The organism is Pseudomonas sp. FW305-7 (assembly GCF_058786735.1).
Genome location: NZ_JBYSZA010000018.1, coordinates 48918 through 72018, shown reverse-complemented (window position 1 = coordinate 72018; position 23101 = coordinate 48918). Strand labels below are relative to the sequence as shown.

The window sequence follows — 23101 nt, the reverse complement described above, 5'->3', positions numbered from 1 at the left end:
GGTTGATCAGCCCAGGTTGTCCTGAATCACGCTCAACACTTTACGCGCCACTTCAGCCGGCGCGACGGTGTTGATGTTTTTCTCGACGGTCACCTGAATGTTCTCGCCAACCTTGCTCAGACGAACCTGATAACGCTCGGCACGGGCTTCGACTTCTTCCTTGCTCGGCGCGCTGCCGAACAGGCTGCTGAAGAAACCAGGCTTGTCGTCTTTCTTCTCGGCTTTTTCGGCCAGGTTGATGTAGTACAGGCCCAGGCTGCGGTTGATGTCTTCAACGCGCCATTCGCCCTGTTCCAGCGCGCGGCCAACACTCGACCAGGCACGGTCCAGGTCGGTACCGACGTTCAATACCGGGTTACCGCTGCCGTCTTCGCTGAGGCTGACACGGCTCGGTGTATCGAAATCACGCGACGCCAGCATCGATACCGAACCGCCCTTCTCGGCGATTCGGCTCATGCTCGCGAGCATGTCGTCGACCAGCGCTGCGTCCAGGCCAGTATTGACCGAACGATTGGTGAAGGCGACGTCGGCGGTGCTGCCGGCAGGACGCTCGGCGCTGACCACGTAGATTTCACTGGTGTTGCGCTGCACGCCCGGTTCGATACGCACACGAACGCGGGTTTCGCTGTCGCTGGCGACACCCGCCGCGCTCAGGCGCTTGGCCATGGCGGCGGACAGTTCATCGGAATGCTGCCAGGTGGTGGTGAATTCGCCGGTTTGCGGGCGCTGTTCATCCAGACGGAAACCGTTGTCCTGGAAGAACTGCACCGCCACTGGCCAGACTTCAGCCGGTGGATGCTGGGCCATCACCCAACGCGAATCGCCACTCTTCTGCAGCGAGTAGTCGGTCGCATCGGCGATGGCCGACAACGGCTGTGGCCGTGGAACGATGTATTCGCCCTGGGCGGTGTCGTCAGCGACGTTACGCGGGATCGGCAGCAGCGGATCCAGACGCTTGGAGGTGCTGACATCCGGTGGCAGTTGCATCGGTGCAGTCTGTTGCGCTTGCAGGTAATCGCTACCACGGTCGCGGAAATAACCTTCCGGCCCCCAGACCCATCCACAGCCACTGGTGCTGGAGATAATCAAGGCAAGTGCGGAAAGTCCGGCCATTCGCTTCATGCGTTGTACTTCCTCAATTAAACCAGGACGCTGCACTGGCGCAGGGCCGTGCGAAGCGTTTCATGACAAGGTGCGCTCAGCCAGGTCAGCGGCAGGCGGATGCCTTCGTGCATCAGGCCCATTTCAACCAAAGCCCACTTCACCGGAATTGGGTTGGCTTCGATGAACAGGTCCTTGTGCAGCGGCATCAGTTTTTCGTTGATGGCCCGTGCGGTGTCGGCATCGCCCTTGAGCGCGGCCTCGCACAAATCTGCCATTTCGCGCGGGGCGACGTTGGCGGTAACAGAGATGTTGCCCTTGCCACCCAGCAGGATCAGCTCGACTGCGGTCGGATCATCGCCGGACAGCACGATGAAGTCCTTGCTCACGCCGTCGATGATCGCCTTGGCACGTTTCAGGTCGCCGGTGGCTTCCTTGATGCCGATGATGTTCGGCACGGTGGACAGGCGAATCACGGTCTCGGCCTGCATGTCGCAAGACGTGCGGCCAGGCACGTTGTAGAGAATCTGTGGAATGTCGACCGCTTCAGCGATGTGCTTGAAGTGCTGGTACAGGCCTTCCTGGGTCGGCTTGTTGTAGTACGGAACCACCAGCAGGCAGGCATCGGCGCCGGCTTCTTTGGCGTTGCGGGTCAGCTCGACGGCTTCACGGGTCGAGTTGGCGCCGGTGCCGGCAATGACCGGGATGCGCCCGGCAACCTGTTTGACCACGGCTTTGATGACGGCGATGTGTTCTTCTACATCAAGGGTTGCCGACTCGCCGGTAGTACCGACCGCGACAATGGCATGGGTGCCGTTCTTGAGATGGAAGTCCACGAGTTTGCTGAGGCTGTCCCAGTCAAGACGCCCTTGTGCATCCATGGGAGTGACCAGTGCCACCATACTGCCCGCAATCATGAAACCGCTCCTGCCGGAAAAAGAGAGCGGTAATGGTACTGGCGCCAAGATGCTTGCACAAGCGAAGTACTGCGCTGCCGCCATTCCCCTTGGCGTCGCTTTTCGCTACCCTTCAGACTTTGATCGGTACTGATCAGCTTGTACGCCGGGTTCCAGCCTCCCTTTTCGGCCTCCCAGACCCCGTTCCTGCGTCGCATCGACGCGCTCCCGCTATAGTGGAGCGAGCCGCGAGCGCATGCCGGGGCATTTTGAACGGACCGCCCGAATCGGCACACACTGGCGCAGCCCGGCGCCCAACGTCCGTAACCTACCGACCGCTCATCGCTTTAGGAATGCTGCATGTCCACCCCCACAGTCCGCGAACAATTCCTTGTCATCAGTGCCCTCGGCGCCAACCCCATGGAGCTGACTAACGTCCTGTGCCGCGCCAGCCATGAAAATCGCTGCGCCGTGGTTACTTCACGCCTGACCCGCCACGGCGAGTGCAGCGCGCTGATCCTCGAGATCTCTGGCAGCTGGGACGCCCTCGCGCGCCTGGAAGGCAGCCTGTCGGGGCTCGCCAAGAAGCACGCGTTCACCGTCAACGTGGTGCGCAGCGCGGCGCTGGAAAATCGGCCACAGGCGCTGCCATACGTGGCTTACGTCAGCTCGGCTTATCGCCCGGACATCATCAATGAGTTGTGCCAGTTCTTCATGGACCACAACGTCGAGCTGGAAAACCTGACCTGCGACACGTATCAGGCACCGCAGACCGGTGGCACCATGCTCAACGCCACGTTCACCGTGACCCTGCCGGCCGGCACCCAGATCAGTTGGCTGCGCGACCAGTTCCTCGATTTCGCCGACGCGATGAACCTCGACGCACTGATCGAGCCTTGGCGCCCACAAAACCCAATGTAAGGAAGCTTTCATGGCCGTTGTCATCGACCAACCGGTTACGGATTTCGAAGCACCTGCCACCAGCGGGCAAACCGTCAGCCTGTCTGCCTTGAAAGGCAAGCAAGTGGTGATCTACTTCTATCCGAAGGACAGCACCCCCGGTTGCACCACCGAAGGTCAGGGCTTTCGTGATCAGTACGCAGCGTTCCAGGCTGCCAACACGGAAATCTTCGGCATTTCCCGCGACAGCCTGAAGTCGCACGAGAACTTCAAGTGCAAGCAGGAGTTTCCGTTCGAGTTGATCAGCGACAAGGACGAGGCCGTGTGCCAATTGTTCGACGTGATCAAGTTGAAGAAGCTGTATGGCAAGGAATATCTGGGCGTTGATCGCAGCACCTTCCTGATTGATAAGGACGGTGTGCTGCGTCAGGAATGGCGCGGCGTGAAAGTGCCGGGGCATGTGGATGCGGTATTGGCTGCGGCTCAGGACCTGAATAAAGCCTGATGTTTTTGTGGCGTTATCACTGACGCCATCGCTGGCAAGCCAGCTCCCACAGGGTTTCCGGCACACACGAAATCTGTGGGAGCTGGCTTGCCAGCGATGAGGCCAAAAGCCTCACCAAAGAGACGCTTTAAAGCAGCGGCGCCACTACCGGCTCCTTGCGCGGCCACGCATCCAGCACAGCCTTGAACAGCGTCGCCAGCGGAATTGCAAAGAACACCCCCCAGAATCCCCACAACCCGCCGAACAACAGCACCGCGCAGATGATCGCCACCGGGTGCAGGTTGACCGCCTCCGAGAACAGCAGCGGCACCAGCACGTTGCCATCGAGCGTCTGGATGATTCCGTAGGCCGCCATCAGATAAATGAACTGATCGCTCCAGCCCCACTGGAACAGCGCAATCAGCAACACTGGCACGGTCACCACCACCGCGCCGACATACGGCACCACCACTGACACACCGACCAACAACGCCAGCAGCGCCGCATAATTAAGCCCGAGCGCAACGAATGCGATGTAAGTCACGCCACCGCAAATCACGATCTCGATGACTTTGCCGCGAATGTAGTTGGCGATCTGCCGGTTCATTTCCTGCGCGACCCGAGTGATCAGCGCCCGCTCACGGGGCAAGTAGCCACGCACCCACTCGCCGATCATGGCCCGATCCTTGAGGAAGAAGAACACCAGGATCGGCACCAGCACCAGATAGATCATGATGTTGACCAACAGCGGCAGGCTCGACAGCGAGAAGGTCAGCGCCCATTGGCCGAACTTGCCGATCTCGCCGCGTGCCGCTTCGATCGCCTGTAGCACTTGCTCATCGGACACCAGGTGCGGATAGCGCTCCGGCAGCAGCAACAGTAGCGATTGCCATTTGGCGAGCATGCCCGGCAATTCGTTGAACAGCGTGATCAACTGATGCCAGAGCAGCGGCAGCACCACGACGATGAACAGCATCAGCACGCCCATGAACAGCGCAAACACTAATCCCACCGCCGCACCACCCGGGACCCGCAGACGCTCCAGCGTGACCACCAGCCCCTGCATCAGATACGCCAGCACCATTCCCGCCAAAACCGGCGCCAGCATGCCACCGAGGGTGAGCACGGCGGTAAAGGCCAGCACCAGCAGAACGGCCAGCACCACGGCTTCCTCATCGGAGAAGTAGCGCTGAATCCAGTCGCGTAACACTTTGAACATCAATAATCCTTAGGTCTTTTACGCTGTCGGTTTCAGGCTTTTTTCAACCAATAACGGTAGACGCCCGCCTCGTCTTCTTCGCGCAGCAGCGTATGACCGGCCAATCGGGCAAAGGTGCGGAAGTCGCGCTGCGAGCCAGCATCCGTGGCGATCACCTTGAGTACGGCGCCGCTTTGGAGCTTGTTGAGCTCCATTTTTGCCTTGAGCAACGGCAACGGGCAGTTCAGGCCACTGGCGTCCAGTTCCACGTCATGGGCTACAGCGTCAGTCATTGCGTCACTCCGGATCAGGTCAGTCGAGCTGCCTAGAATATCTGGTCGCAAGCCCGGTGTCCGGCTACAGTAAGGTCTTTGTCTTCTAAGGCTTTGTGCATGACTTTTCTGCGCCCTACCCTGCTGACGCTCGCTTGCCTGCTCGCCTCACCGGGCTTTGCCGACGATCTGCCGTCACTCGGCGACGCCAGTTCTGCCATTGTCTCGCCGCAACAGGAATATCAGCTCGGTCGCGCCTGGCTGGCCATGTTGCGCAGCCAGGTTTCACAGCTCAACGATCCGCAGCTCAAGGACTACGTCGAATCCAGCGTTTACAAGCTGGTTGAGACCAGTCAGATCACCGACCGGCGCCTCGAATTCATCCTGATCAACAGCCCGCAGCTCAACGCCTTCGCAGCGCCGGGCGGGGTGGTCGGGGTCAACGGTGGTTTGTTTCTGAACGCGCAGACCGAGGGCGAATACGCTTCGGTACTGGCGCACGAACTGGCTCACTTGTCGCAACGCCATTTTGCCCGCGGCGTCGAAGCCTCGCAGCGGATGCAGGTGCCGATGATGGCCGCGCTGCTGGCCGGTATTGTGATCGCAGCGGCGGGTGGCGGTGATGCTGGCATCGCGACCATCGCCGGCACTCAAGCGGCAGCGATTCAATCACAACGTACCTTCTCCCGTCAGAATGAACAGGAAGCCGACCGAATCGGCATCCTCAATCTGGAAAAGGCTGGCTACGACCCGCGTTCGATGCCGACCATGTTTGAACGCTTGATGCGCCAATACCGTTTCGACGCCAAGCCACCGGAATTCCTCCTGACTCACCCGGTCACCGAATCGCGTATTGCCGACACCCGCAACCGCGCCGAGCAAGCCAAACCGGGCGGCATTGAAGACTCCAAGCGCTATCAGTTGATCCGCGCACGCGTGCAACTGATCTACGAAGAAACCCCAGGATTGGGCGCCAAGCGTTTTCGCGCGCAGCTGGACGAAAACCCGAAAAACGACGTGGCACGCTACGGTCTGGCAATTGCGCAGATCAAGGGCGGTCAGTTGAATGAGGCACGCGAGAATCTCAAGCAATTGCTGGCGACATCGCCGAACGAAATCATCTACAACCTGGCGCAAGTCGACCTGGACATCACCAACAATCGATTGCCCGATGCACAGTCGCGGGTCGAGCGGATGCTCACGCAATATCCCGGCAACTATCCGCTGAATCAGGTTCGCGTGGATCTTCTACTCAAACAGAACCGCGCCGCCGATGCCGAGAAGGCGCTCGAAGGCTTGCTCAAAACACGCCCGGATGATCCGGATGTCTGGTATCAGGTCGCCGAAACCCGTGGGTTGTCGGGCAACATCATCGGTTTGCATCAGGCGCGTGCCGAATACTTTGCACTCGTCGGCGACTATCGTCAGGCGATTCAGCAGCTCGATTTTGCCAAGCGCAAGGCGGGCAGCAACTTCCCGCTGTCGTCGCGCATCGACGCACGTCAGCGCGAGCTGATGGAGCAGGAGCGGATGATCAAGGACATGATGGGCTGATCATTACCCGTCAGCACAAAAGCTTCAGGCATAAAAAAACCGCCTCTTTCGAGGCGGTTTCTTTTTATCTACCAGCGGTTATTCAGCCAGTTTGAACGTGATGAAGCTCGCACGCCCTTGGCGCAGGACCCGCATCGACACCGAACGATTCTTCGGCAATGCCTTGGCGATCTCGGCGAACTCCTTGCTGGAGCTGATGGCCTGATTGTTCAGGTGAGTGATGACATCACCCGGTTGCAGACCGATCAGGGCCGCGGGACCGTCCTGCACTTCCTTGATGACCACGCCACCTTTGAGGTCGTAGGTTTTCTTCTGTTCGGCGGTCAGTTCGCCGACAGAGACACCGAGGCGGTTGCTGTTGGTTTCAGCACCGGACTTCGGCAGCGCATCCAGCTCTTTGTCTTCGTCAGGAATCGCGCCAACCGTCAGCTCGACGTTTTTGCGCTTACCTTCACGGATCACTTCCAGATTGGCTTTCGCCCCCGCCTTCAGCGCCCCGACCAGATGCGGCAAGTCAGCAGACATGATGATCGGCTGACCGTTCATGCTGAGGATCACGTCGCCCACTTGCAGACCGCCCTTGGCCGCCGGGCCGTCATCCTGGATCTGCGCTACCAGCGCGCCGGCCGGTTTCTCAAGGCCGAACGACTCGGCCAGATCCTTGTTCACTTCCTGGATGACCACACCCAGCCAGCCGCGGCTGACCTTGCCACCGCTCTTCAGCTGATTGGAAACGTCCATCGCCACATCAATAGGGATCGCGAACGACACGCCCATGAAGCCGCCGGAACGGGTGTAGATCTGCGAATTGATCCCGACCACTTCACCGTTCAGGTTGAACAGCGGGCCACCGGAGTTGCCCGGATTGATCGGTACGTCGGTCTGGATGAACGGCACATAGTTTTCGTTCGGCAGGCTTCGACCCACGGCGCTGACGATACCTTGGGTCACGGTGTGGTCGAAGCCGAAAGGCGAACCGATTGCCACGACCCACTGGCCAGCCTTCAGGTCTTGGGACTTGCCGAGCTTGAGCACTGGCAGATCCTTGCCTTCGATTTTCAACAACGCCACGTCGGAGCGCGGGTCGGTGCCGATCAGCTTGGCTTTCATTTCGCTGCGATCAGCCAGACGCACGAGGATTTCGTCGGCATCGGCAATCACGTGGTTGTTGGTAAGGATGTAACCATCAGAAGAGATGATGAAGCCCGAGCCCAACGATTGCGCTTCACGCTGGCGACCACCACCTGGCGAACGCTGCTGAGGCGGCATGCCGCGCTCGAAGAACTCGCGCAGCATCGGCGGCAGGCCTTCGAGATCAGGCATCTGCTGGTTCACTTTGCGATCGGGCAGTTTCTGCGTGGTACTGATGTTCACCACGGCAGGCGAGGCCTGTTCAACCAACTGAGTGAAATCAGGCAAATCGGCCGCTTGCGCAGCCGGGACCGCCTGACCGAGCAACAGCACGGTGGCGAAAATGGAGAGATAAGACTTCAAGCTAGGTATCGACATACAGCTCCCGTTACGACGAGCAGGTTTAAGCGATATGGAACAAGAATCACCGGAAACCACTGGCCGGGACTTTTATTCCAGGAACAACAAACAAGGCCAGAGCCGTGAGGCTCTGACCTATAAAAAACTTTCGGGTTATTTGCAAATGAAAATGCTCAGCAAACATTTCATCTCCGTCTCGACGAAGAAATGGTAATGACTGAAATCAGCTCACTGCTTGCTGGTTGCAGCGCCATCAGTATTACGCATCGATAGAGCAATTCGTTCGGCAGTGCCGATCGGAATCTCGCCTACCACGGTGACCATCATTTCGCCTTCTGGCGTGGTCAGGCGACGGGATACAGCGACGGTCGGACCGAGTTGAGTACGGGTATCGGTGACCGTAGCGCCATTCAATGGCTCGAGGAAAACCGAAAAGCGCGCCAATCCGTCGTCATACATCAGGCTGTTGACCTGAGTCTTGGTTTCAGGATCTTTGTGCGAGGTGCTGCTGGTCAGCTCGAAGCCCGGCGGCAGCCAGTCCGAATGCCATACCTGAGCAGTCTTTACGGCAGAGGCCTTGTCGCTGTCGAGGGTAATCGGCTTGCAATCAGCGGCAGCCAAAAGATCTTTATCCGACGGTACATCATCGGTATCGAGGCTGGTGAACTGGAATCGTTCGAGCAACTGCCCTTTATCGTTCAACAGCAGCGACTTCAATGGCAGACCGGTCCTTTTGTCCAGATGCAACTCGAACCCGTAACGGTGCTGGTCACGAGGCGTCAGCGACACGATCACTGCGTCTCGCCCGGCCACGCGCGACTTGCCAATGACGGCAAGGTCATACCAGTTTTTCAGCTTTTGCGGATCGAGCGGACGAGCGGCCGAGTTGGGAGAATCCCCCAGTCCGACAATCAGGGTGCCGCTGACGCATTGAGTATGCCCATCAATGCGCACGACTTCCTGAGCCGAACCGTCGAGCTGGAGTAAACGCTCGCGGACTTGGCCATTCTGGACGCGATGCCAGATGTTATGGGTAGAAAAACTACCGTTACGCTCATAAACAAAGGTGCCGTGGAAGCTTTGCTGCTGCTCGGCCTGGCCCAGTCGGGTCAGCCAATCCTGGGCCTCATCGGCATGGGCTGGAACGATGAACCAGCCACTGAGCAGAAGCGAAAGTAGAGGTATGGCGCGCATGATCCTCCTTAACGGTTTTCCAGGCTTGCTGCACGTGCATACGGCAATGCACTTTCAGTACCTTTCAGCGCTGCCTGTTGGGCGTGCTGACGCAGGTAGCCTGGCAGACGCTGATCGTGCCAGCCTGGTTGACCTTGCAATACGCCGTTGGCCATTGGGCCAGTGGCTTCCGAACTCTCACTATAGCCTGCCAGAACAGCCGGACCTTTGACCTGTGGGGTGGCCAGGGTTGGCTGATTGGATTGCTGTGCCAGTTCGACACCAGCGATTTCGTCCTGGTTGTACAGACGAACACCCGCCAGAACGGCAACAGTCACCGAGGCTGCAACAGCCAGACGGCCGAGGTTGCGCCATGGGCTGCGAGATACTTTGGCCGGCGCCGTCTCGTCTTCCAGTGCAGCAGATACTGCCGCAGCAATGTCCAGACGTGGCAGCAGCAGATCCTTGTGCATAGCTGCCCGAGCGATCTGGTAACGAGCCCAGGTCTCACGGGTATCGACGTCGTCCAGTGCATTGAGCACTCGACGCAATTCCAGTTCGTCCGCTTCGTTATCCATCACTGCGGACAGCGATTCCTGCAGGGCTTCACGACTCATGGCGTTCCTCTCTTGGCTGTCGCCGCTGTCTCAGTTTTCCTGCAACAACGGCTGCAGGGCTTTATCGATGGCCTCCCGGGCGCGGAAAATCCGGGAGCGCACGGTACCCACCGGACACTGCATGACACTCGCAATGTCCTCGTAACTCAGACCATCGAACTCACGTAAAGTTAAAGCAGTACGCAAATCCTCTGGCAGTTGCTGGATGGTTCGATGGACGGTGCCTTCGATCTCATCCCGCAGCAATGCACGTTCTGGTGACTCGAGATCCTTGAGGCCATGATCGCCATCGTAGAACTCTGCATCTTCGGAACTTACATCACTATCTGGCGGCCGACGGCCGCGAGAAACCAGGTAATTCTTTGCCGTGTTAATGGCAATACGGTACAGCCACGTATAAAACGCACTGTCGCCGCGAAAGTTTCCAAGTGCTCGATACGCCTTGATAAAGGCTTCCTGAGCCACGTCCTGGGCTTCATGGGTGTCGTGCACAAAACGCACGATCAACCCGAGAATTTTGTGCTGATATTTCAGCACCAGCAGATCGAAAGCTCGCTTATCGCCACGCTGAACGCGTTCGACCAGCTGCTGATCCTCTTCCTGGGTTAGCATGAACACTCCTCGATAAGCCCGAAGGAGACTTGCATAACTAAACGACCAGACTTGCAAACATAGACTCGGGCTTTTCGCAAAAGTTCTCCCCCTCCAAGCAAGTTTCCTGCGGGCTCTGATTTGGCACGCACGAAAAACGCAGCTCGGGATAAACCGGCTGCGCGAATAATCTTGTCATCGGTTTCGCCGGCAGGAACCCCAACCACAGATTCCGCACTGAAGCCGACACTGTCCCTTGTTTCTGGCACCGACTATTGATCTTGGGCCTTTGGCAAAAGTTCCAATTATTTATAGCCGTACCCACTGCACATTGGGCGACCCTGAACGGAAAAAGCGTGTTTCACCGCCGATACAGTCGTCTTTTCCCAAAACCTGCGGAAAAATCTTCCGACGAAGCACCCGATTTTCCCGTCACAGTAGTTTCACAATGCCATATAGGCTCGGCTATTGTGCCGCCCCACCCCTCTATATACTAGTGGGCTGTGTGGCTGTCTTGACTCGCCGATCCAGCTGTCTTGCGCCAACCCCGACCCGGGTCGCTTTGAGCGGAATCCTGTAATGAGCCAACAATTCCAACATGATGTTCTGGTCATAGGCAGCGGTGCTGCCGGTTTGAGTCTCGCGCTGACCCTGCCGGGTCATTTGCGCATTGCCGTATTGAGCAAGGGCGATCTCGCCAACGGTTCGACATTCTGGGCCCAAGGTGGCGTCGCCGCCGTGCTCGACGATACGGATACTGTCGAATCCCACGTCGATGACACCCTTAATGCGGGCGGCGGCCTGTGCCATGAAGACGCCGTGCGCTTCACCGTCGAGCACAGCCGTGAAGCCATCCAGTGGCTGATCGACCAAGGCGTACCGTTCACCCGCGACGAGCAGTCAGGCACAGAAGACGGTGGTTTCGAATTCCACTTGACTCGCGAAGGCGGCCACAGTCATCGGCGCATCATCCACGCGGCGGATGCCACCGGCGCCGCAATTTTCAGAACTCTATTGGCCCAGGCCAAAGAACGTTCGAACATCGAACTGCTGGAACAGCGGGTGGCGGTCGATCTGATCACCGAACGACGCTTGGGCCTGGACGGCGAACGCTGCCTCGGCGCCTACGTGCTGAACCGCGCCACTGGCGAAGTCGACACCTACGGCGCGCGCTTCGTGATTCTCGCTTCCGGTGGTGCAGCCAAGGTCTACCTCTATACCAGCAACCCCGACGGCGCCTGCGGTGATGGCATCGCCATGGCCTGGCGCTCTGGCTGTCGGGTAGCGAATCTGGAGTTCAACCAGTTCCACCCCACTTGCCTCTATCACCCGCAGGCCAAGAGTTTCCTGATTACTGAAGCCTTGCGTGGCGAAGGCGCGCACTTGAAGTTGCCGAACGGCGAACGCTTCATGTACCGCTTCGACAAACGCGCCGAACTGGCACCCCGCGATATCGTCGCCCGTGCCATCGACCACGAAATGAAACGTCTGGGCGTGGATTGCGTTTACCTCGACATCAGCCACAAGCCCGAAGCCTTCATCAAGACTCACTTCCCGACTGTTTATGAGCGCTGCCTGGGCTTTGGCATCGATATCACCAAACAGCCGATCCCGGTCGTACCGGCAGCGCACTACACCTGTGGCGGCGTGATGGTCGATCAACATGGCCGCACCGATGTGCCAGGGCTGTACGCTATTGGCGAAACCAGCTTCACCGGCCTGCACGGCGCCAACCGCATGGCCAGCAATTCGCTACTGGAATGCTTCGTCTACGCCCGCTCGGCGGCGGCGGACATTCTTGCGCAACTGGACGCTGTTACCGCGCCGCACGCCCTGCCCGTCTGGGACGCCAGCCAGGTGACCGACTCTGACGAAGACGTGATCATTGCGCACAACTGGGATGAGTTGCGGCGATTCATGTGGGACTACGTCGGCATCGTGCGCACCAACAAGCGCCTGCAACGGGCTCAACACCGCGTGCGCCTGCTGCTGGACGAGATTGACGAGTTCTACAGCAACTATAAAGTCAGTCGCGATCTGATCGAGCTGCGCAACCTCGCGCAAGTTGCTGAACTGATGATCAGCTCAGCCATGGAGCGCAAAGAAAGTCGCGGCCTGCATTACACCCTCGACTATCCGGACCTGCTGCCCGAGGCGCTCGACACTATTCTGGTGCCGCCCACCTACGCCGGCTGAACTTGAGCCGAACCCGCAGGCGCCGGTGCAGATCCGCCGCCTGCGAGTCGCGTGGTACGCAGATCGATCTGACCCGCCATTCTCCGCGCAAGCGAAAACGCAGCACCACGATCAGCGGCAGCGCCAGGCTGTCCGGTCGCAGTTGCACCGCTTGCCAACCATCAGCCTGATTCCACAGTTGCCAGCCATCGGCATCCCGACGCAGGCGACAAAAAGCACCGGGATGACTCAACAGAATCTGCCGTGGCATCACGTAAAAGGCGTGAAGCAGGCAAGCGAAAGCGCCAAGGAGACTGGCCCAGAGTGGAATCGAAAGCAGAAACAACGAACTCAAAGCGAACGCCTGGGCCAACAGATACGCCGCCAGCAACTGCCGTGAGGCATGCCAGCGGCATTCGAACGAATTACTTGGGCTGGACACGATCCAGGATCATGCGAACCATGCGTTGCAGCTCAGGATCTTCAGACTCGCTGCGCTCCATGAACCAGCCGAACATGTCCTGATCCTCGCACGTCAGCAGACGCACATACAGATCGCGATCCACCTGGTTCAACGTCGCGTAGACCTCCTGCACGAACGGCACCAGCAATACGTCAAGCTCAAGCATGCCGCGACGGCTGTGCCAAAAGAGGCGATTCAGTTCAACTTGTTCGACTTCGGCCATGGGGCCCTCCTCAAATTTGGCGGCAAGTATACAGCCCGTGCGCAAGTCGCACAGTCGGCTTTGGTCGGGCACCACCGATCCTTTATCAACTACCCATTTCAACAACGCGCCCTTATGATGTGCCCCAGTCTATTTACCCTGCGATGACCCATGGCCGATTCTGCTTTTTTCTGCACCCTGTCTCATGAAGGCGTTCTCGCGGTTCGCGGCGCGGATGCCGGAAAATTCCTGCAAGGCCAGCTGACCTGCAATATCAATTACCTGAGCGACACCCGGGCCAGCCTCGGCGCGCGCTGCACGCAAAAAGGCCGGATGCAGTCGAGTTTCCGCATTCTGCTCGAAGGTGACGGCGTGCTGCTGGCGATGGCCAGCGAGCTGCTGGAACCGCAACTGGCGGACCTGAAAAAGTACGCAGTGTTCTCCAAATCCAAACTGACTGACGAAAGTGGCTCATGGGTGCGCTTCGGCCTGGAGCATGGCGACGCCGCACTGGCCAGCCTCGGTCTGGATCTATCCGCCGAAACCGACAGTGTCGCGCGCAACGAAGGCCTGATCGCGATCCGCGTTTCGCCGCAGCGTGCCGAACTCTGGGTACCCGTCGATCAAGCTGAATCCATCAAAGCCAGGCTGTCCGCCGTCCTGCCTGAAGGCGAGCTGAACCAGTGGCTGCTGGGCCAGATCCGCGCCGGTATCGGTCAGGTCATGCCGAGCACCCGCGAGTTGTTCATCCCGCAGATGCTCAACCTGCAAGCCGTTGGCGGCGTGAGTTTCAAGAAAGGCTGCTACACCGGCCAGGAAATCGTCGCGCGCATGCAGTACCTGGGCAAGCTCAAGCGTCGTCTGTATCGCGTGAGCCTGGACGCCGCCGAATTGCCGGAACCGGGCACCCCGTTGTTCGCGCCGAGCCACAACAGCTCGATCGGTGAAGTCGTACTGGCTGCCAATGCCGGGAAAAACATTGAACTGCTGGCGGTGTTGCAGGCCGAAGCTGCCGAAGCGGGCGATCTGCATGTGGGCACCCTTGAGGGGCCAGCGCTGCACTTGCTCGATTTGCCCTACGAACTGGATCGCGACCGCGAAATCCAGCGCTGATCGCAGCATTTGTTGCAACACCCTAGAGAGCATAAATGAACGAACTGGCGGATAAGATCCAACAGGATTTGGTTGAGGCCATCGATAACGATGACCTGGTTCTGCCAACACTGCCGGAAGTGGCCCTGCAAATTCGCAAGGCCGCTGAAGACCCGGAAATCAGCGTCAGCGACCTGAGCAAAGTCATTGGCCGTGACACTGCGCTTTCTGCGCGCCTGATCAAAGTGGTCAACAGTCCACTGCTGCGCGCGGCGCAGGAAGTCACCGACCTGCACACCGCCATCACTCGCCTGGGCATCAACTACAGCAGCAACCTGGCAATCGGCCTGGTGATGGAGCAGATTTTCCACGCCAGTTCCGATGTGGTGGAACAGAAGATGCGTGAAGTCTGGCGCAAGAGCCTGGAAATCGCCGGGGTCAGCTACGCGCTGTGCCGTCGCTACACTCAGCTCAAACCCGATCAGGCAGCACTGGGCGGTCTGGTGCATCAGATCGGTGTGCTGCCGATTCTGACCTACGCCGAAGATCACTACGAATTGCTGTCGGACCCGGTCAGCCTCAACCATGTGATCGACCAACTTCACCCATTGCTGGGCGACAAACTGCTGCGCGTCTGGGAGTTTCCGGAGCGGCTGGTGGAGTTGCCGGGGCTGTATCAGGACTTCAAGCGCGACTCGTCAGAGATCGATTACGTCGATCTGGTGCAAGTGGCGAGCCTGTATTGCCACAAGGACAGTGATCATCCGTTTGCGCGGATTGACCCACTTACGGTTCCGGCATTCAGAAAGCTTGGGATCGACCCGGAGAACAAGGCGTTGTGCGAGGATCTGGAAGAATCGCGGACGATGTTTTACTGATCGCTGTGGTGAGGGGATTTATCCCCGATGGGTCGCGAAGCGACCCCAAAATATGCAATCCGATTTTTCCCGACAGACCGTACTTTCCGAACTGCGACTGCTCGGTCGCCGATCGGGGATAAATCCCCTCGCCACAAAGGCCCTCGCCAATTTAGCCAGCAATAAAACTGACCCGCACCTTCAACCCCGCCTGCTCACCATCATGCAACGTGATCTGCGCCAGATGCGCCCGGCAGATCTCACCGACAATCGCCAGCCCCAACCCCGAACCGGCGACCTGCTGATTACGTCGGTAAAAGCGCTCGAATACCCGATCACGCTCTTCCAGAGGAATCCCCGGTCCGTCGTCTTCAACCTCAAGCACCGCCGGCGCCGTCACGCGCAAAATCACGTTGCCGCCCGGTGGCGTGTGCGCCAGTGCGTTGTCCACCAGGTTGCTCAGCAACTCATTCAGCAGCGTCGGCTCGCCGCGCAACCACACCGGTTCATCCGCCTCCAGCGCCAGCGCAACACCACGGGCGTGGGCCAGTGGCGCCATGGCCATGCCCAGTTCCCGGGCCAACTGACTCAGATCGAGCAATTGCGCCCCGCCCTCGGCAATCGCCCGCGCGCCGTTCTCGACACGCGCCAGCGAGAGCAATTGATTGGCCAGATGGGTCAGGCGATCGGTGCTTTGCGCTGAAGACTCGAGCGTCGTGCGCCAGACCTGCGGGTCATTTGAACGCAAGCCCAATTCAAGTCGCGCCTTCAACGCCGCCAAGGGTGTGCGCAATTCATGCGCGGCGTCGGCGATGAACTGTGCCTGTCGCTCGAACTGACCACGCAGGCGCTCGGTGAAATGGTTGAGCCCGCGCACCAGCGGCCACAACTCATGCTGCACTTCTACCAGCGGCAACGGCCGCAAGTCGTCGGGTTGGCGCTCCTCGACGGCGGTGCGCAAACGCTCCAGCGGTCGCAACGCTGCGCTGACCGCGAACCAGACCAACAGCAACGCACCGATCGCCAACATGCCCAAACGCAACAAGGTGTCGGCTGCCAGACTGCGGGCCATGCTGACCCGGGCTTCATCGGTCTCGGCGACGCGGATTTCCGCCATGCCGTTCATGTTGGGTTCGGTCACGGCTTTGAGCAGGCTGACCACACGCACGTTTTGTCCGCGATAAGTCGCGTTATAAAAGCGCGCCAAGGCCGGGTAGTCATCGGTCCTGGGGGTGCCGGGCGGTGGGCCGGGGAGGTTTTCGTAGCCGGAAATCAGCTTCTGGTGGATGTCGTTGACTTGGTAATAGATCCGTCCGGCGCTGTCGTAGGCAAAGGTATCGAGGGCCACGTAAGGCACGTCGGCACTGAGGCTGCCGTCACGCTGCGACAGACCGGCAGCAATGGTTCGCGCCGACGCCAGCAAGGTACGGTCATACGCCGTGTCGGCCGCCTCGCGTCCATTCCAGTAAGCACTCAAGCCACTGGCGAGCATCAGCACCACCAGCAGCAACGCGAGGTTCCACAGCAACCGCCAGCGCAGGCTGCTGGGCTTATGCATCGCGACTTTCCAGCAGATAGCCGAGACCACGGAATGTCACGATCGCCACCGGTTGACCGTCGAGTTTCTTGCGAAGGCGATGCACGTAGATTTCGATGGCATCGGGGCTGGCTTCTTCGTCGAGGCCGAATACCTGCGCGGCCAGTTGCTCCTTGCTCATCACCCGTCCCGGTCGGGCGATCAGCGCTTCGAGTACGGCTTGCTCGCGGGAGGTCAGGGTCAGCAACTCTTCACCGAGGGTGAAGCGCCGTGTGTCGAGGTCATAGGCCAGCACGCCGCACCGCTGCTGGCGCTCGCCGCCGAGCACACTGCGGCGCAACAGGGCTTTGACCCGGGCTTCCAGTTCGGTCAGTTCGAACGGTTTGGCGAGGTAATCGTCAGCGCCGAGATTGAGGCCATGCACGCGATCTTTGACATCACTGCGCGCGGTCAGCATCAGCACCGGCAGATTTTTTCCACGAGCACGCAAGCGCGCCAACACCTCAAATCCATCCATGCGCGGCAAGCCGACATCAAGAATCGCCACCGCGTATTCCTCACTGCTCAGGGCCAGATCGGCGGCGACACCATCGTGCAACACATCCACGGTCAGACCGGTGCTCTTGAGCGCCTGGGCCACACTTTCGGCCAGTTGCAGATGGTCTTCGACGAGCAGGACACGCATGGATTCTTACCTCGTTCTGGGGTGGCCGGCGCCACTCTTTGTCGCGGAGTTTACAGCCGCAACCGCCGCTGTGAAGCCCGAAAACCGTGAAAGTCAGCTGAAAGGTTAGCGAAAGGTTGGGCCGTTAGAGTCGGTTTACGGACAGTTTCGACTGCCGTCGCTGCTGCCACACAGCGTGACGAAAAACGCCACGAAGCGTTTTCGACCAATAAGAACAATAAACGGAGTACACCCGCATGCCGTCCATGCAGACCCGGGCTCTCATGCCCGTTCGCCCTTCCCGTTTCAGCCACGCCACCCTCGCCAGCGCCGCCGCCCTCGCCGGTTTTTCGCCGTTGAGTTTTGCCGACTTCATCGAAGACAGCAGCGCCACCTTCGAAACCCGCAACATGTATTTCAACCGCGACTTTCGCGATGGCACCAGCGCCCAGCAATCCAAGCGTGACGAATGGGCACAAGGCTTCATGCTCAATCTGCAATCGGGTTACACCGACGGCACCGTGGGGTTCGGTGTCGATGCGTTGGGCATGCTTGGGGTCAAGCTCGATTCGAGCCCGGACCGTACCGGCACCGGCCTGTTGCCGACCCACGACGACGGGCGCGCGGCTGACGAGTACTCCAAGGTCGGCCTGACCGGCAAAGTGAAAATCTCCGCCACGGAACTGAAAATCGGCAGCCTGATCCCCGAACTGCCGATCCTCAAGCCCAACGACGGACGCATCCTGCCGCAGACCTTTGAAGGCGGTTTGCTGACGTCCAAAGAAATCAAAAACCTGACCTTCACCGGCGGACGCCTGGAGAAAGCCAAGGATCGCGACAGCACCGATTTCGAGGACATCGCCCTCAACAACAAGAACAGCCGTTTTGCCGGCACCGCTGCCGGCAAGCACTTCGATTTCGGCGGCGTGGACTACAAGTTCACTGACAAGATCACCGGCAGTTACCACTTCGCGCAACTCGACGAAGTCTACAACCAGCACTTCTTCGGTCTGGTCGCCTCGCGCCCGATGGGCCCGGGCACATTTGCCACCGACCTGCGTTTTGCCGTCAGTGACGATCAAGGCGCGGCGCGTGGCGGCGAAATCGACAACCGCTCGCTCAACGGTCTGGTCAGCTATGCCTTGAGTGGCCACAAGTTCAGCGCCGGTTATCAGCACATGTCCGGCGACAGCGCGTTTCCGTATGTCGATGGCAGCGACCCGTACCTGGTCAACTTCGTGCAGATCAACGACTTCGCCGGCGCCGAAGAACGCTCCTGGCAAGCACGTTACGACTTCGACTTCGCCAAACTCGGCATCCCCGGTCTGAGCTTCATGAGCCGTTACTTGAGCGGTGACAACATCAAGCTCAAGAACGGTGAAGAAGGCAAAGAGTGGGAGCGCAACACCGAGATCAAATATGTAGTACAAAGCGGCGCCTTGAAGGATGTCGCCGTGCGTTTGCGTAATGCCACCTATCGCTCGAATTACTCCGCTCGCGATGCTGATGAAGTGCGGTTGCTGGTGAGCTATAGCGTTGCGCTTTGGTAATTGATTGAAATGTCGAAGATGAAGATCAAAAGATCGTCCGATCGCGATCCGAGCCTTCGGCAACTCCTACAAAGAATTCCCTACAACAAAAAAACCTGTGGAGAGACCAATGAATTTGTCACTGCGTAAAGTTGCTTTAGCTATCGGCACGGTGCTGGTTGCCGGCCAACTCATGGCCGAACCGAAACGTCCGGAATGCATCGCCCCGGCCTCGCCGGGCGGCGGTTTCGATCTGACCTGCAAACTGGTGCAGAGCGCGCTGGTCAACGAAAAACTGCTGACCAAACCGATGCGTGTCACCTACATGCCCGGCGGTGTTGGCGCGGTGGCGTACAACGCCGTGGTCGCGCAACGTCCGGCCGACGCCGGCACGCTGGTGGCGTGGTCCAGCGGTTCGTTGCTGAACCTGGCCCAAGGCAAGTTCGGCCGTTTCGATGAAACCAATGTGCGCTGGCTGGCGGCCGTTGGCACCAGCTACGGTGCCATCGCGGTGAAAAGCGATTCGCCCTACAAGACCCTCGACGATCTCGTTCAGGCATTGAAGAAAGATCCGAGCTCCGTGGTCATCGGTTCCGGCGGCACAGTCGGCAGCCAGGACTGGATGCAAACCGCGCTGATCGCCAAGGCTGCCGGGATCAACCCGCGTGACCTGCGTTACGTCGCCCTCGAAGGTGGCGGCGAAATCGCCACCGCCCTGCTCGGCGGCCACATCCAGGTCGGTAGCACCGACATCTCCGACTCCATGCCGCACATCCAGAGCGGCGATATGCGTCTGCTCGCGGTGTTCGCCGACAAGCGTCTCGACGAGCCGGAAATGAAAGACATCCCGACCGCTCGCGAGCAAGGCTACGACATCGTCTGGCCAGTGGTGCGCGGCTTCTACCTCGGGCCAAAAGTCAGCGATGAAGACTACGCCTGGTGGAAAGACTCGTTCGACAAATTGCTGGCCTCCGACGAGTTCGCCAAGCTGCGCGATCAGCGTGAACTGTTCCCGTTTGCCATGACCGGTCCGGAACTCGACACCTACGTGAAGAAGCAGGTTGCGGACTACAAAGTGCTGGCCAAAGAGTTCGGCCTGATCCAGTGATCGCCACTGTCTAGCGGCTGCGTTCCCGATTGCGGGGACGCGGCACAGGAGCTCCCATGCTTATTCAACGCATTTTCGCTTCAGTACTTTTGCTGGTTTGCGCCGGCCTGGCCCTGATGGCGTGGCCGTATCAAGCGGCTTTTTCCTACGAACCGGTGGGCCCGCGCGCCTTCCCTTTGCTGATGCTCGGCCTGATGGGAGCGGCGCTGCTGTACATGGTGTTCCGCCCGGCGCCAATCAAACACAGCGATGAAGATCCACCGCTGGATCGCGAAACGCTGACCAAGATTGCCATCTGCGTCGCCTTGTTGCTGGTGTTCGCCGGTTTGTTCGAACCGTTGGGTTTCATCCTCAGCAGCATCCTCATCGGCATTCCGATGGCGCGCCTGTATGGCGGTCGTTGGTGGCCGAGCGTGGTGGTGACCACGCTGATGGCCATCGGTCTGTACCTGCTGTTCGACCGTGTAATGGACGTTCCGCTGCCCCTTGGCCTGCTCGACGTGCTGGAGAACTGATATGGATACCCTCGGTTATTTGGGTCAAGGCTTCGGCGTCGCGCTGAGCCCGTACAACCTGGTCACGGCCCTGACCGGAACGTTGATCGGCACCGTCGTCGGCCTCTTGCCGGGCCTCGGTCCGATCAACGGCGTAGCGTTGCTGATCCCGATCGCCTTCGCCCTCGGCCTGCCGCCGGAGTCGGCGTTGATTCTGCTGGCAGCGGTGTATCTGGGCTGCGAATACGGCGGGCGGATCAGCTCGATTCTGCTGAACATTCCCGGCGAAGCATCGACCGTGATGACTACCCTCGACGGTTACCCGATGGCCCGCAAAGGTCTGGCCGGTGTGGCGCTGTCGCTGTCGGCGTGGAGTTCGTTTATCGGTGCGTTTATCGCCACCTGCGGCATGGTGCTGTTCGCGCCGTTGCTGGCGAAATGGGCGATTGCCTTCGGGCCGGCGGAATACTTCGTGTTGATGGTGTTTGCGATTGTCTGCCTGGGCGGCATGGCCGGTGATCGACCGCTGAAGACGTTTATTGCGGCGTTGATCGGTCTATTCCTGTCGAGCGTCGGCATCGACGCCAACAGCGGCGTGTACCGCTTCACTGGCGACAACATTCACCTGACCGACGGCATTCAATTCGTGGTGCTGGTGTTGGGCTTGTTCTCGATCAGCGAGATTCTGCTGTTGCTGGAGAAAACCCATCGCGGCCAGGAAGCGGTAAAAGCCACCGGGCGGATGATGTTCAACTTCAAGGAAGCGGCGTCGGTATTCGTGGTGAATATCCGTTGCGGCCTGCTCGGTTTCATCATGGGCGTATTGCCGGGTGCCGGCGCCACATTGGCCAGTGCCGTGGCCTACATGACCGAGAAACGCATCGCCGGTGCCAGCGGCAAATTTGGTGAAGGTGATGCCCGTGGCCTCGCCGCCCCGGAAACCGCCATCGGTGCTTCTGCCTGTGGCGCGCTGGTGCCAATGCTGACCCTCGGCGTTCCCGGCTCGGGCACCACGGCGGTGATGATCGGCGCGCTGTCGCTGTACAACATCACTCCAGGTCCGCTGCTGTTCCAGCAACAACCGGACATCGTCTGGGGCCTCATCGCTTCGTTGTTCATCGCCAACATCATGCTGGTGATCCTCAACATTCCGATGATCCGCATCTTCACCCGCATCCTCGCCGTGCCGAACTGGGCTCTGGTGCCGGTGATCGCGATCATTACCGGGATCGGCGTCTACGCGGTACACGCGACCACGTTCGACCTGTTCCTGATGGTCGGTATCGGCATCTTCGGTTACATCCTGCGCAAGCTCGACTTCCCGTTGTCGCCGGTGCTGCTGGGCTTCATCCTCGGCGGTCTGATGGAGCAGAACCTGCGTCGTGCGTTGTCGATTTCCAACGGAGCGCTGGAAATCCTCTGGTCGAGCCCGATCACCTTCGGTGTCTGGGTACTGACCGCGATCATGTTGCTGATGCCGCTGCTGCGCATCTGGCGCAAGCGTTCGGTCGCGCGTCGCGCCATCGCCGATGTTTGATCGCGCCTCACTGAAATCCTGGTGGGGAACCCCGCTGGTCGGTCTGCTTGGCGGTTACCTCGCCAGCCAGATCGGCTGGCCACTGCCGTGGATGGTCGGCTCGTTGCTGGCGATCATCCTCGTGCGCTGCCTGACGCCGTGGCAACTCACGGAAATCCCCGGCGGCCGCAAGTGCGGCCAGTGGATTGTCGGAATCGGCATCGGCCTACACTTTACCCCCGTGGTGATGGAGCAGGTGCTGAGTCATTTCGGTCTGATCTTTTTTGGCGCGCTGGTGACCAGCGTGTCGGCGGTGGTTGGCGTGTGGTTGATGCGCCGCACCGGGGAGGATCGCGCCACCGCCTTCTTTTCCAGCATGCCTGGTGGTTCCGGCGAGATGGTCAACCTCGGTGCACGCAACGGGGCGATGCTCAGCCACGTTGCGGCAGGGCAAAGTCTGCGGGTGTTGGTGGTGGTGTTGTGTGTGCCGGCGGCGTTCAAGTATCTGCTCGGTGACGGCACGCCGATTGCTCACGCTGGCAGTGTCGATTGGCGCTGGCTGGCGATCCTGTTTCCGGCTGGTGGTCTGCTCGCGTGGCTCTGGCAGCGCTTGCGTCAACCCAATCCGTGGCTGTTCGGGCCGTTGCTGGTGAGTGCGGCGGTGAGCATCGGTTGGGATCTGCACATCGGTTTGCCCAATGGCGGCAGTCAGATTGGCCAGTGGTTGATCGGCAGCGGCCTGGGCTGCCACTTCAATCGACAGTTTTTTCGGCGTGCGCCGTCGTTCATGGGCCGCACGTTGATCGGCACGGCGCTGACCATGTTGATCGCCACATTGGCGGCGTTGGGCTTGAGTGCGTTGACCCATCTGGATCTGCGCTCACTGACGCTGGGCATGATGCCCGGCGGGATCGCCGAAATGAGCCTGACGGCGGAGACCCTGCAACTGTCGGTGCCGCTGGTGACGGCGATGCAGGTGATGCGGCTGTTGTTTGTGCTGTTTCTGGCGGAGCCGTTGTTCAAATACTGGAATCGTAATCCCGAGTAACACCGAGTCGACTTTATCGCTGGCAAGCCAGCTCCCACAGTGTTCTGAGGTGTACACATAATTGTGGCACCCACAAAAAACTGTGGGAGCTGCGGTGCGACGACTCGACTTGCCAGCGATGGGGCCCTTCAAGTCGACA

General features: G+C 59.6%; 23 protein-coding genes. 11 read left to right on the top strand and 12 right to left on the bottom strand.

Features of this window, described 5'->3' with window-relative positions:
• Positions 1-6 precede the first annotated feature (6 nt).
• Both bamC and dapA read right to left on the bottom strand, forming a co-directional pair.
• Positions 7-1122 (bottom strand): NlpB/DapX family lipoprotein, encoded by a 1116-nt coding sequence (bamC, locus tag AC3WMT_RS20510; protein WP_103305605.1) that lies wholly within the window; start codon positions 1120-1122, stop codon positions 7-9.
• 17 nt (positions 1123-1139) lie between these two features.
• Positions 1140-2018 carry a 4-hydroxy-tetrahydrodipicolinate synthase gene (gene dapA / locus AC3WMT_RS20505; RefSeq protein WP_047292292.1) on the bottom strand — a complete coding sequence of 293 codons (879 nt, stop codon included), beginning with the start codon at positions 2016-2018 and terminating at the stop codon, positions 1140-1142.
• A gap of 339 nt (positions 2019-2357) precedes the next feature.
• Between dapA and AC3WMT_RS20500 the strand changes: the two genes are divergently transcribed.
• A complete protein-coding gene (locus AC3WMT_RS20500; RefSeq protein WP_016984694.1) occupies positions 2358-2918 on the top strand; it encodes a glycine cleavage system transcriptional repressor in 561 nt (186 codons plus the stop codon).
• 10 nt (positions 2919-2928) lie between these two features.
• Positions 2929-3402 (top strand): peroxiredoxin, encoded by a 474-nt coding sequence (locus AC3WMT_RS20495; RefSeq protein WP_103305603.1) that lies wholly within the window; start codon positions 2929-2931, stop codon positions 3400-3402.
• A 127-nt stretch (positions 3403-3529) separates the two neighbouring features.
• Here AC3WMT_RS20495 and AC3WMT_RS20490 read toward each other — a convergent pair whose 3' ends face one another.
• Together AC3WMT_RS20490 and AC3WMT_RS20485 are read right to left on the bottom strand one after the other, a co-directional pair.
• Positions 3530-4600, bottom strand: coding sequence for an AI-2E family transporter (locus AC3WMT_RS20490; RefSeq protein ID WP_103305602.1), 1071 nt, complete (start codon positions 4598-4600; stop codon positions 3530-3532).
• A 32-nt stretch (positions 4601-4632) separates the two neighbouring features.
• A complete protein-coding gene (locus AC3WMT_RS20485) occupies positions 4633-4872 on the bottom strand; it encodes a sulfurtransferase TusA family protein (RefSeq protein WP_038358357.1) in 240 nt (79 codons plus the stop codon).
• Between the two features lie 99 nt (positions 4873-4971).
• On the opposite strand from AC3WMT_RS20485, the gene AC3WMT_RS20480 reads away from it, so the two are divergent.
• Positions 4972-6405 (top strand): M48 family metalloprotease, encoded by a 1434-nt coding sequence (locus AC3WMT_RS20480; RefSeq protein WP_103305601.1) that lies wholly within the window; start codon positions 4972-4974, stop codon positions 6403-6405.
• Positions 6406-6483: 78 nt separating this feature from the next.
• On the opposite strand, the gene AC3WMT_RS20475 is transcribed toward AC3WMT_RS20480, so the two are convergent.
• The 4 genes from AC3WMT_RS20475 to rpoE all read right to left on the bottom strand — a co-directional run bounded on the left by AC3WMT_RS20475 (position 6484) and on the right by rpoE (position 10298).
• On the bottom strand, positions 6484-7914 hold the full coding sequence (locus AC3WMT_RS20475; RefSeq protein ID WP_103305600.1) for a DegQ family serine endoprotease: 1431 nt from the start codon (positions 7912-7914) through the stop codon (positions 6484-6486).
• Between the two features lie 210 nt (positions 7915-8124).
• The gene (locus tag AC3WMT_RS20470) at positions 8125-9090 is read right to left on the bottom strand and encodes a MucB/RseB C-terminal domain-containing protein (RefSeq protein WP_103305599.1); all 966 of its coding nucleotides are present in this window, start codon (positions 9088-9090) and stop codon (positions 8125-8127) included.
• An 8-nt stretch (positions 9091-9098) separates the two neighbouring features.
• Positions 9099-9686: a sigma-E factor negative regulatory protein gene (locus AC3WMT_RS20465; protein WP_034153146.1), complete on the bottom strand. Its 588-nt coding sequence runs from the start codon at positions 9684-9686 to the stop codon at positions 9099-9101.
• Positions 9687-9716: 30 nt separating this feature from the next.
• Positions 9717-10298 (bottom strand): RNA polymerase sigma factor RpoE/AlgU, encoded by a 582-nt coding sequence (rpoE, locus tag AC3WMT_RS20460; RefSeq protein WP_003172477.1) that lies wholly within the window; start codon positions 10296-10298, stop codon positions 9717-9719.
• Between the two features lie 558 nt (positions 10299-10856).
• Here rpoE and nadB point away from each other — a divergent pair.
• Entirely contained in the window at positions 10857-12473 is a 1617-nt protein-coding gene (gene nadB / locus AC3WMT_RS20455) for an L-aspartate oxidase (protein ID WP_103305598.1), read from the top strand.
• Here nadB and AC3WMT_RS20450 read toward each other — a convergent pair.
• Entirely contained in the window at positions 12442-12894 is a 453-nt protein-coding gene (locus AC3WMT_RS20450) for a protein YgfX (RefSeq protein WP_103305597.1), read from the bottom strand. The genes nadB and AC3WMT_RS20450 overlap by 32 nt on opposite strands.
• Entirely contained in the window at positions 12878-13138 is a 261-nt protein-coding gene (locus AC3WMT_RS20445) for an FAD assembly factor SdhE (RefSeq protein ID WP_103305596.1), read from the bottom strand. The genes AC3WMT_RS20450 and AC3WMT_RS20445 overlap by 17 nt, the downstream gene beginning before the upstream one ends.
• 150 nt (positions 13139-13288) lie before the next feature.
• On the opposite strand from AC3WMT_RS20445, the gene ygfZ reads away from it, so the two are divergent.
• Both ygfZ and AC3WMT_RS20435 read left to right on the top strand, forming a co-directional pair.
• Complete coding sequence (gene ygfZ, locus AC3WMT_RS20440; protein WP_103305595.1) at positions 13289-14230, top strand: CAF17-like 4Fe-4S cluster assembly/insertion protein YgfZ; 942 nt, start codon at positions 13289-13291, stop codon at positions 14228-14230.
• A gap of 35 nt (positions 14231-14265) precedes the next feature.
• Positions 14266-15087 (top strand): HDOD domain-containing protein, encoded by an 822-nt coding sequence (locus AC3WMT_RS20435; protein ID WP_103305594.1) that lies wholly within the window; start codon positions 14266-14268, stop codon positions 15085-15087.
• Between the two features lie 151 nt (positions 15088-15238).
• On the opposite strand, the gene AC3WMT_RS20430 is transcribed toward AC3WMT_RS20435, so the two are convergent.
• Both AC3WMT_RS20430 and AC3WMT_RS20425 read right to left on the bottom strand, forming a co-directional pair.
• Positions 15239-16624, bottom strand: coding sequence for a sensor histidine kinase (locus tag AC3WMT_RS20430; protein WP_103305593.1), 1386 nt, complete (start codon positions 16622-16624; stop codon positions 15239-15241).
• Positions 16617-17288 (bottom strand): response regulator, encoded by a 672-nt coding sequence (locus tag AC3WMT_RS20425; RefSeq protein WP_007898613.1) that lies wholly within the window; start codon positions 17286-17288, stop codon positions 16617-16619. Before AC3WMT_RS20425 ends, AC3WMT_RS20430 begins: the two co-directional genes overlap by 8 nt.
• A gap of 236 nt (positions 17289-17524) precedes the next feature.
• Here AC3WMT_RS20425 and AC3WMT_RS20420 point away from each other — a divergent pair, with 236 nt between their 5' ends.
• From AC3WMT_RS20420 to AC3WMT_RS20400, 5 genes are all read left to right on the top strand, one after another.
• Positions 17525-18817 (top strand): OprD family porin, encoded by a 1293-nt coding sequence (locus tag AC3WMT_RS20420; protein WP_103305592.1) that lies wholly within the window; start codon positions 17525-17527, stop codon positions 18815-18817.
• 109 nt (positions 18818-18926) lie between these two features.
• The gene (locus tag AC3WMT_RS20415; RefSeq protein WP_103305591.1) at positions 18927-19904 is read left to right on the top strand and encodes a Bug family tripartite tricarboxylate transporter substrate binding protein; all 978 of its coding nucleotides are present in this window, start codon (positions 18927-18929) and stop codon (positions 19902-19904) included.
• A 56-nt stretch (positions 19905-19960) separates the two neighbouring features.
• Positions 19961-20419, top strand: a complete 459-nt coding sequence (locus tag AC3WMT_RS20410) for a tripartite tricarboxylate transporter TctB family protein (RefSeq protein WP_103305590.1) — start codon at positions 19961-19963, stop codon at positions 20417-20419.
• Between the two features lies 1 nt (position 20420).
• Positions 20421-21935 (top strand): tripartite tricarboxylate transporter permease, encoded by a 1515-nt coding sequence (locus AC3WMT_RS20405; protein WP_103305589.1) that lies wholly within the window; start codon positions 20421-20423, stop codon positions 21933-21935.
• Complete coding sequence (locus tag AC3WMT_RS20400; protein ID WP_103305588.1) at positions 21928-22962, top strand: AbrB family transcriptional regulator; 1035 nt, start codon at positions 21928-21930, stop codon at positions 22960-22962. Before AC3WMT_RS20405 ends, AC3WMT_RS20400 begins: the two co-directional genes overlap by 8 nt.
• The last annotated feature ends 139 nt before the right edge of the window (positions 22963-23101 follow it).

Coding starts and splice junctions, on each gene's coding strand:
- AC3WMT_RS20400 (WP_103305588.1), top strand. CDS start 21,928: ATGTTTGATCGCGCCTCACTGAAATCCTGGTGGGGAACCCCGCTGGTC.
- AC3WMT_RS20435 (WP_103305594.1), top strand. CDS start 14,266: ATGAACGAACTGGCGGATAAGATCCAACAGGATTTGGTTGAGGCCATC.
- nadB (WP_103305598.1), top strand. CDS start 10,857: ATGAGCCAACAATTCCAACATGATGTTCTGGTCATAGGCAGCGGTGCT.
- AC3WMT_RS20430 (WP_103305593.1), bottom strand. CDS start 16,624: ATGCATAAGCCCAGCAGCCTGCGCTGGCGGTTGCTGTGGAACCTCGCG.
- bamC (WP_103305605.1), bottom strand. CDS start 1,122: ATGAAGCGAATGGCCGGACTTTCCGCACTTGCCTTGATTATCTCCAGC.
- dapA (WP_047292292.1), bottom strand. CDS start 2,018: ATGATTGCGGGCAGTATGGTGGCACTGGTCACTCCCATGGATGCACAA.
- ygfZ (WP_103305595.1), top strand. CDS start 13,289: ATGGCCGATTCTGCTTTTTTCTGCACCCTGTCTCATGAAGGCGTTCTC.
- AC3WMT_RS20420 (WP_103305592.1), top strand. CDS start 17,525: ATGCCGTCCATGCAGACCCGGGCTCTCATGCCCGTTCGCCCTTCCCGT.
- AC3WMT_RS20465 (WP_034153146.1), bottom strand. CDS start 9,686: ATGAGTCGTGAAGCCCTGCAGGAATCGCTGTCCGCAGTGATGGATAAC.
- AC3WMT_RS20475 (WP_103305600.1), bottom strand. CDS start 7,914: ATGTCGATACCTAGCTTGAAGTCTTATCTCTCCATTTTCGCCACCGTG.
- rpoE (WP_003172477.1), bottom strand. CDS start 10,298: ATGCTAACCCAGGAAGAGGATCAGCAGCTGGTCGAACGCGTTCAGCGT.
- AC3WMT_RS20405 (WP_103305589.1), top strand. CDS start 20,421: ATGGATACCCTCGGTTATTTGGGTCAAGGCTTCGGCGTCGCGCTGAGC.
- AC3WMT_RS20495 (WP_103305603.1), top strand. CDS start 2,929: ATGGCCGTTGTCATCGACCAACCGGTTACGGATTTCGAAGCACCTGCC.
- AC3WMT_RS20470 (WP_103305599.1), bottom strand. CDS start 9,090: ATGCGCGCCATACCTCTACTTTCGCTTCTGCTCAGTGGCTGGTTCATC.
- AC3WMT_RS20500 (WP_016984694.1), top strand. CDS start 2,358: ATGTCCACCCCCACAGTCCGCGAACAATTCCTTGTCATCAGTGCCCTC.
- AC3WMT_RS20410 (WP_103305590.1), top strand. CDS start 19,961: ATGCTTATTCAACGCATTTTCGCTTCAGTACTTTTGCTGGTTTGCGCC.
- AC3WMT_RS20445 (WP_103305596.1), bottom strand. CDS start 13,138: ATGGCCGAAGTCGAACAAGTTGAACTGAATCGCCTCTTTTGGCACAGC.
- AC3WMT_RS20485 (WP_038358357.1), bottom strand. CDS start 4,872: ATGACTGACGCTGTAGCCCATGACGTGGAACTGGACGCCAGTGGCCTG.
- AC3WMT_RS20490 (WP_103305602.1), bottom strand. CDS start 4,600: ATGTTCAAAGTGTTACGCGACTGGATTCAGCGCTACTTCTCCGATGAG.
- AC3WMT_RS20425 (WP_007898613.1), bottom strand. CDS start 17,288: ATGCGTGTCCTGCTCGTCGAAGACCATCTGCAACTGGCCGAAAGTGTG.
- AC3WMT_RS20415 (WP_103305591.1), top strand. CDS start 18,927: ATGAATTTGTCACTGCGTAAAGTTGCTTTAGCTATCGGCACGGTGCTG.
- AC3WMT_RS20480 (WP_103305601.1), top strand. CDS start 4,972: ATGACTTTTCTGCGCCCTACCCTGCTGACGCTCGCTTGCCTGCTCGCC.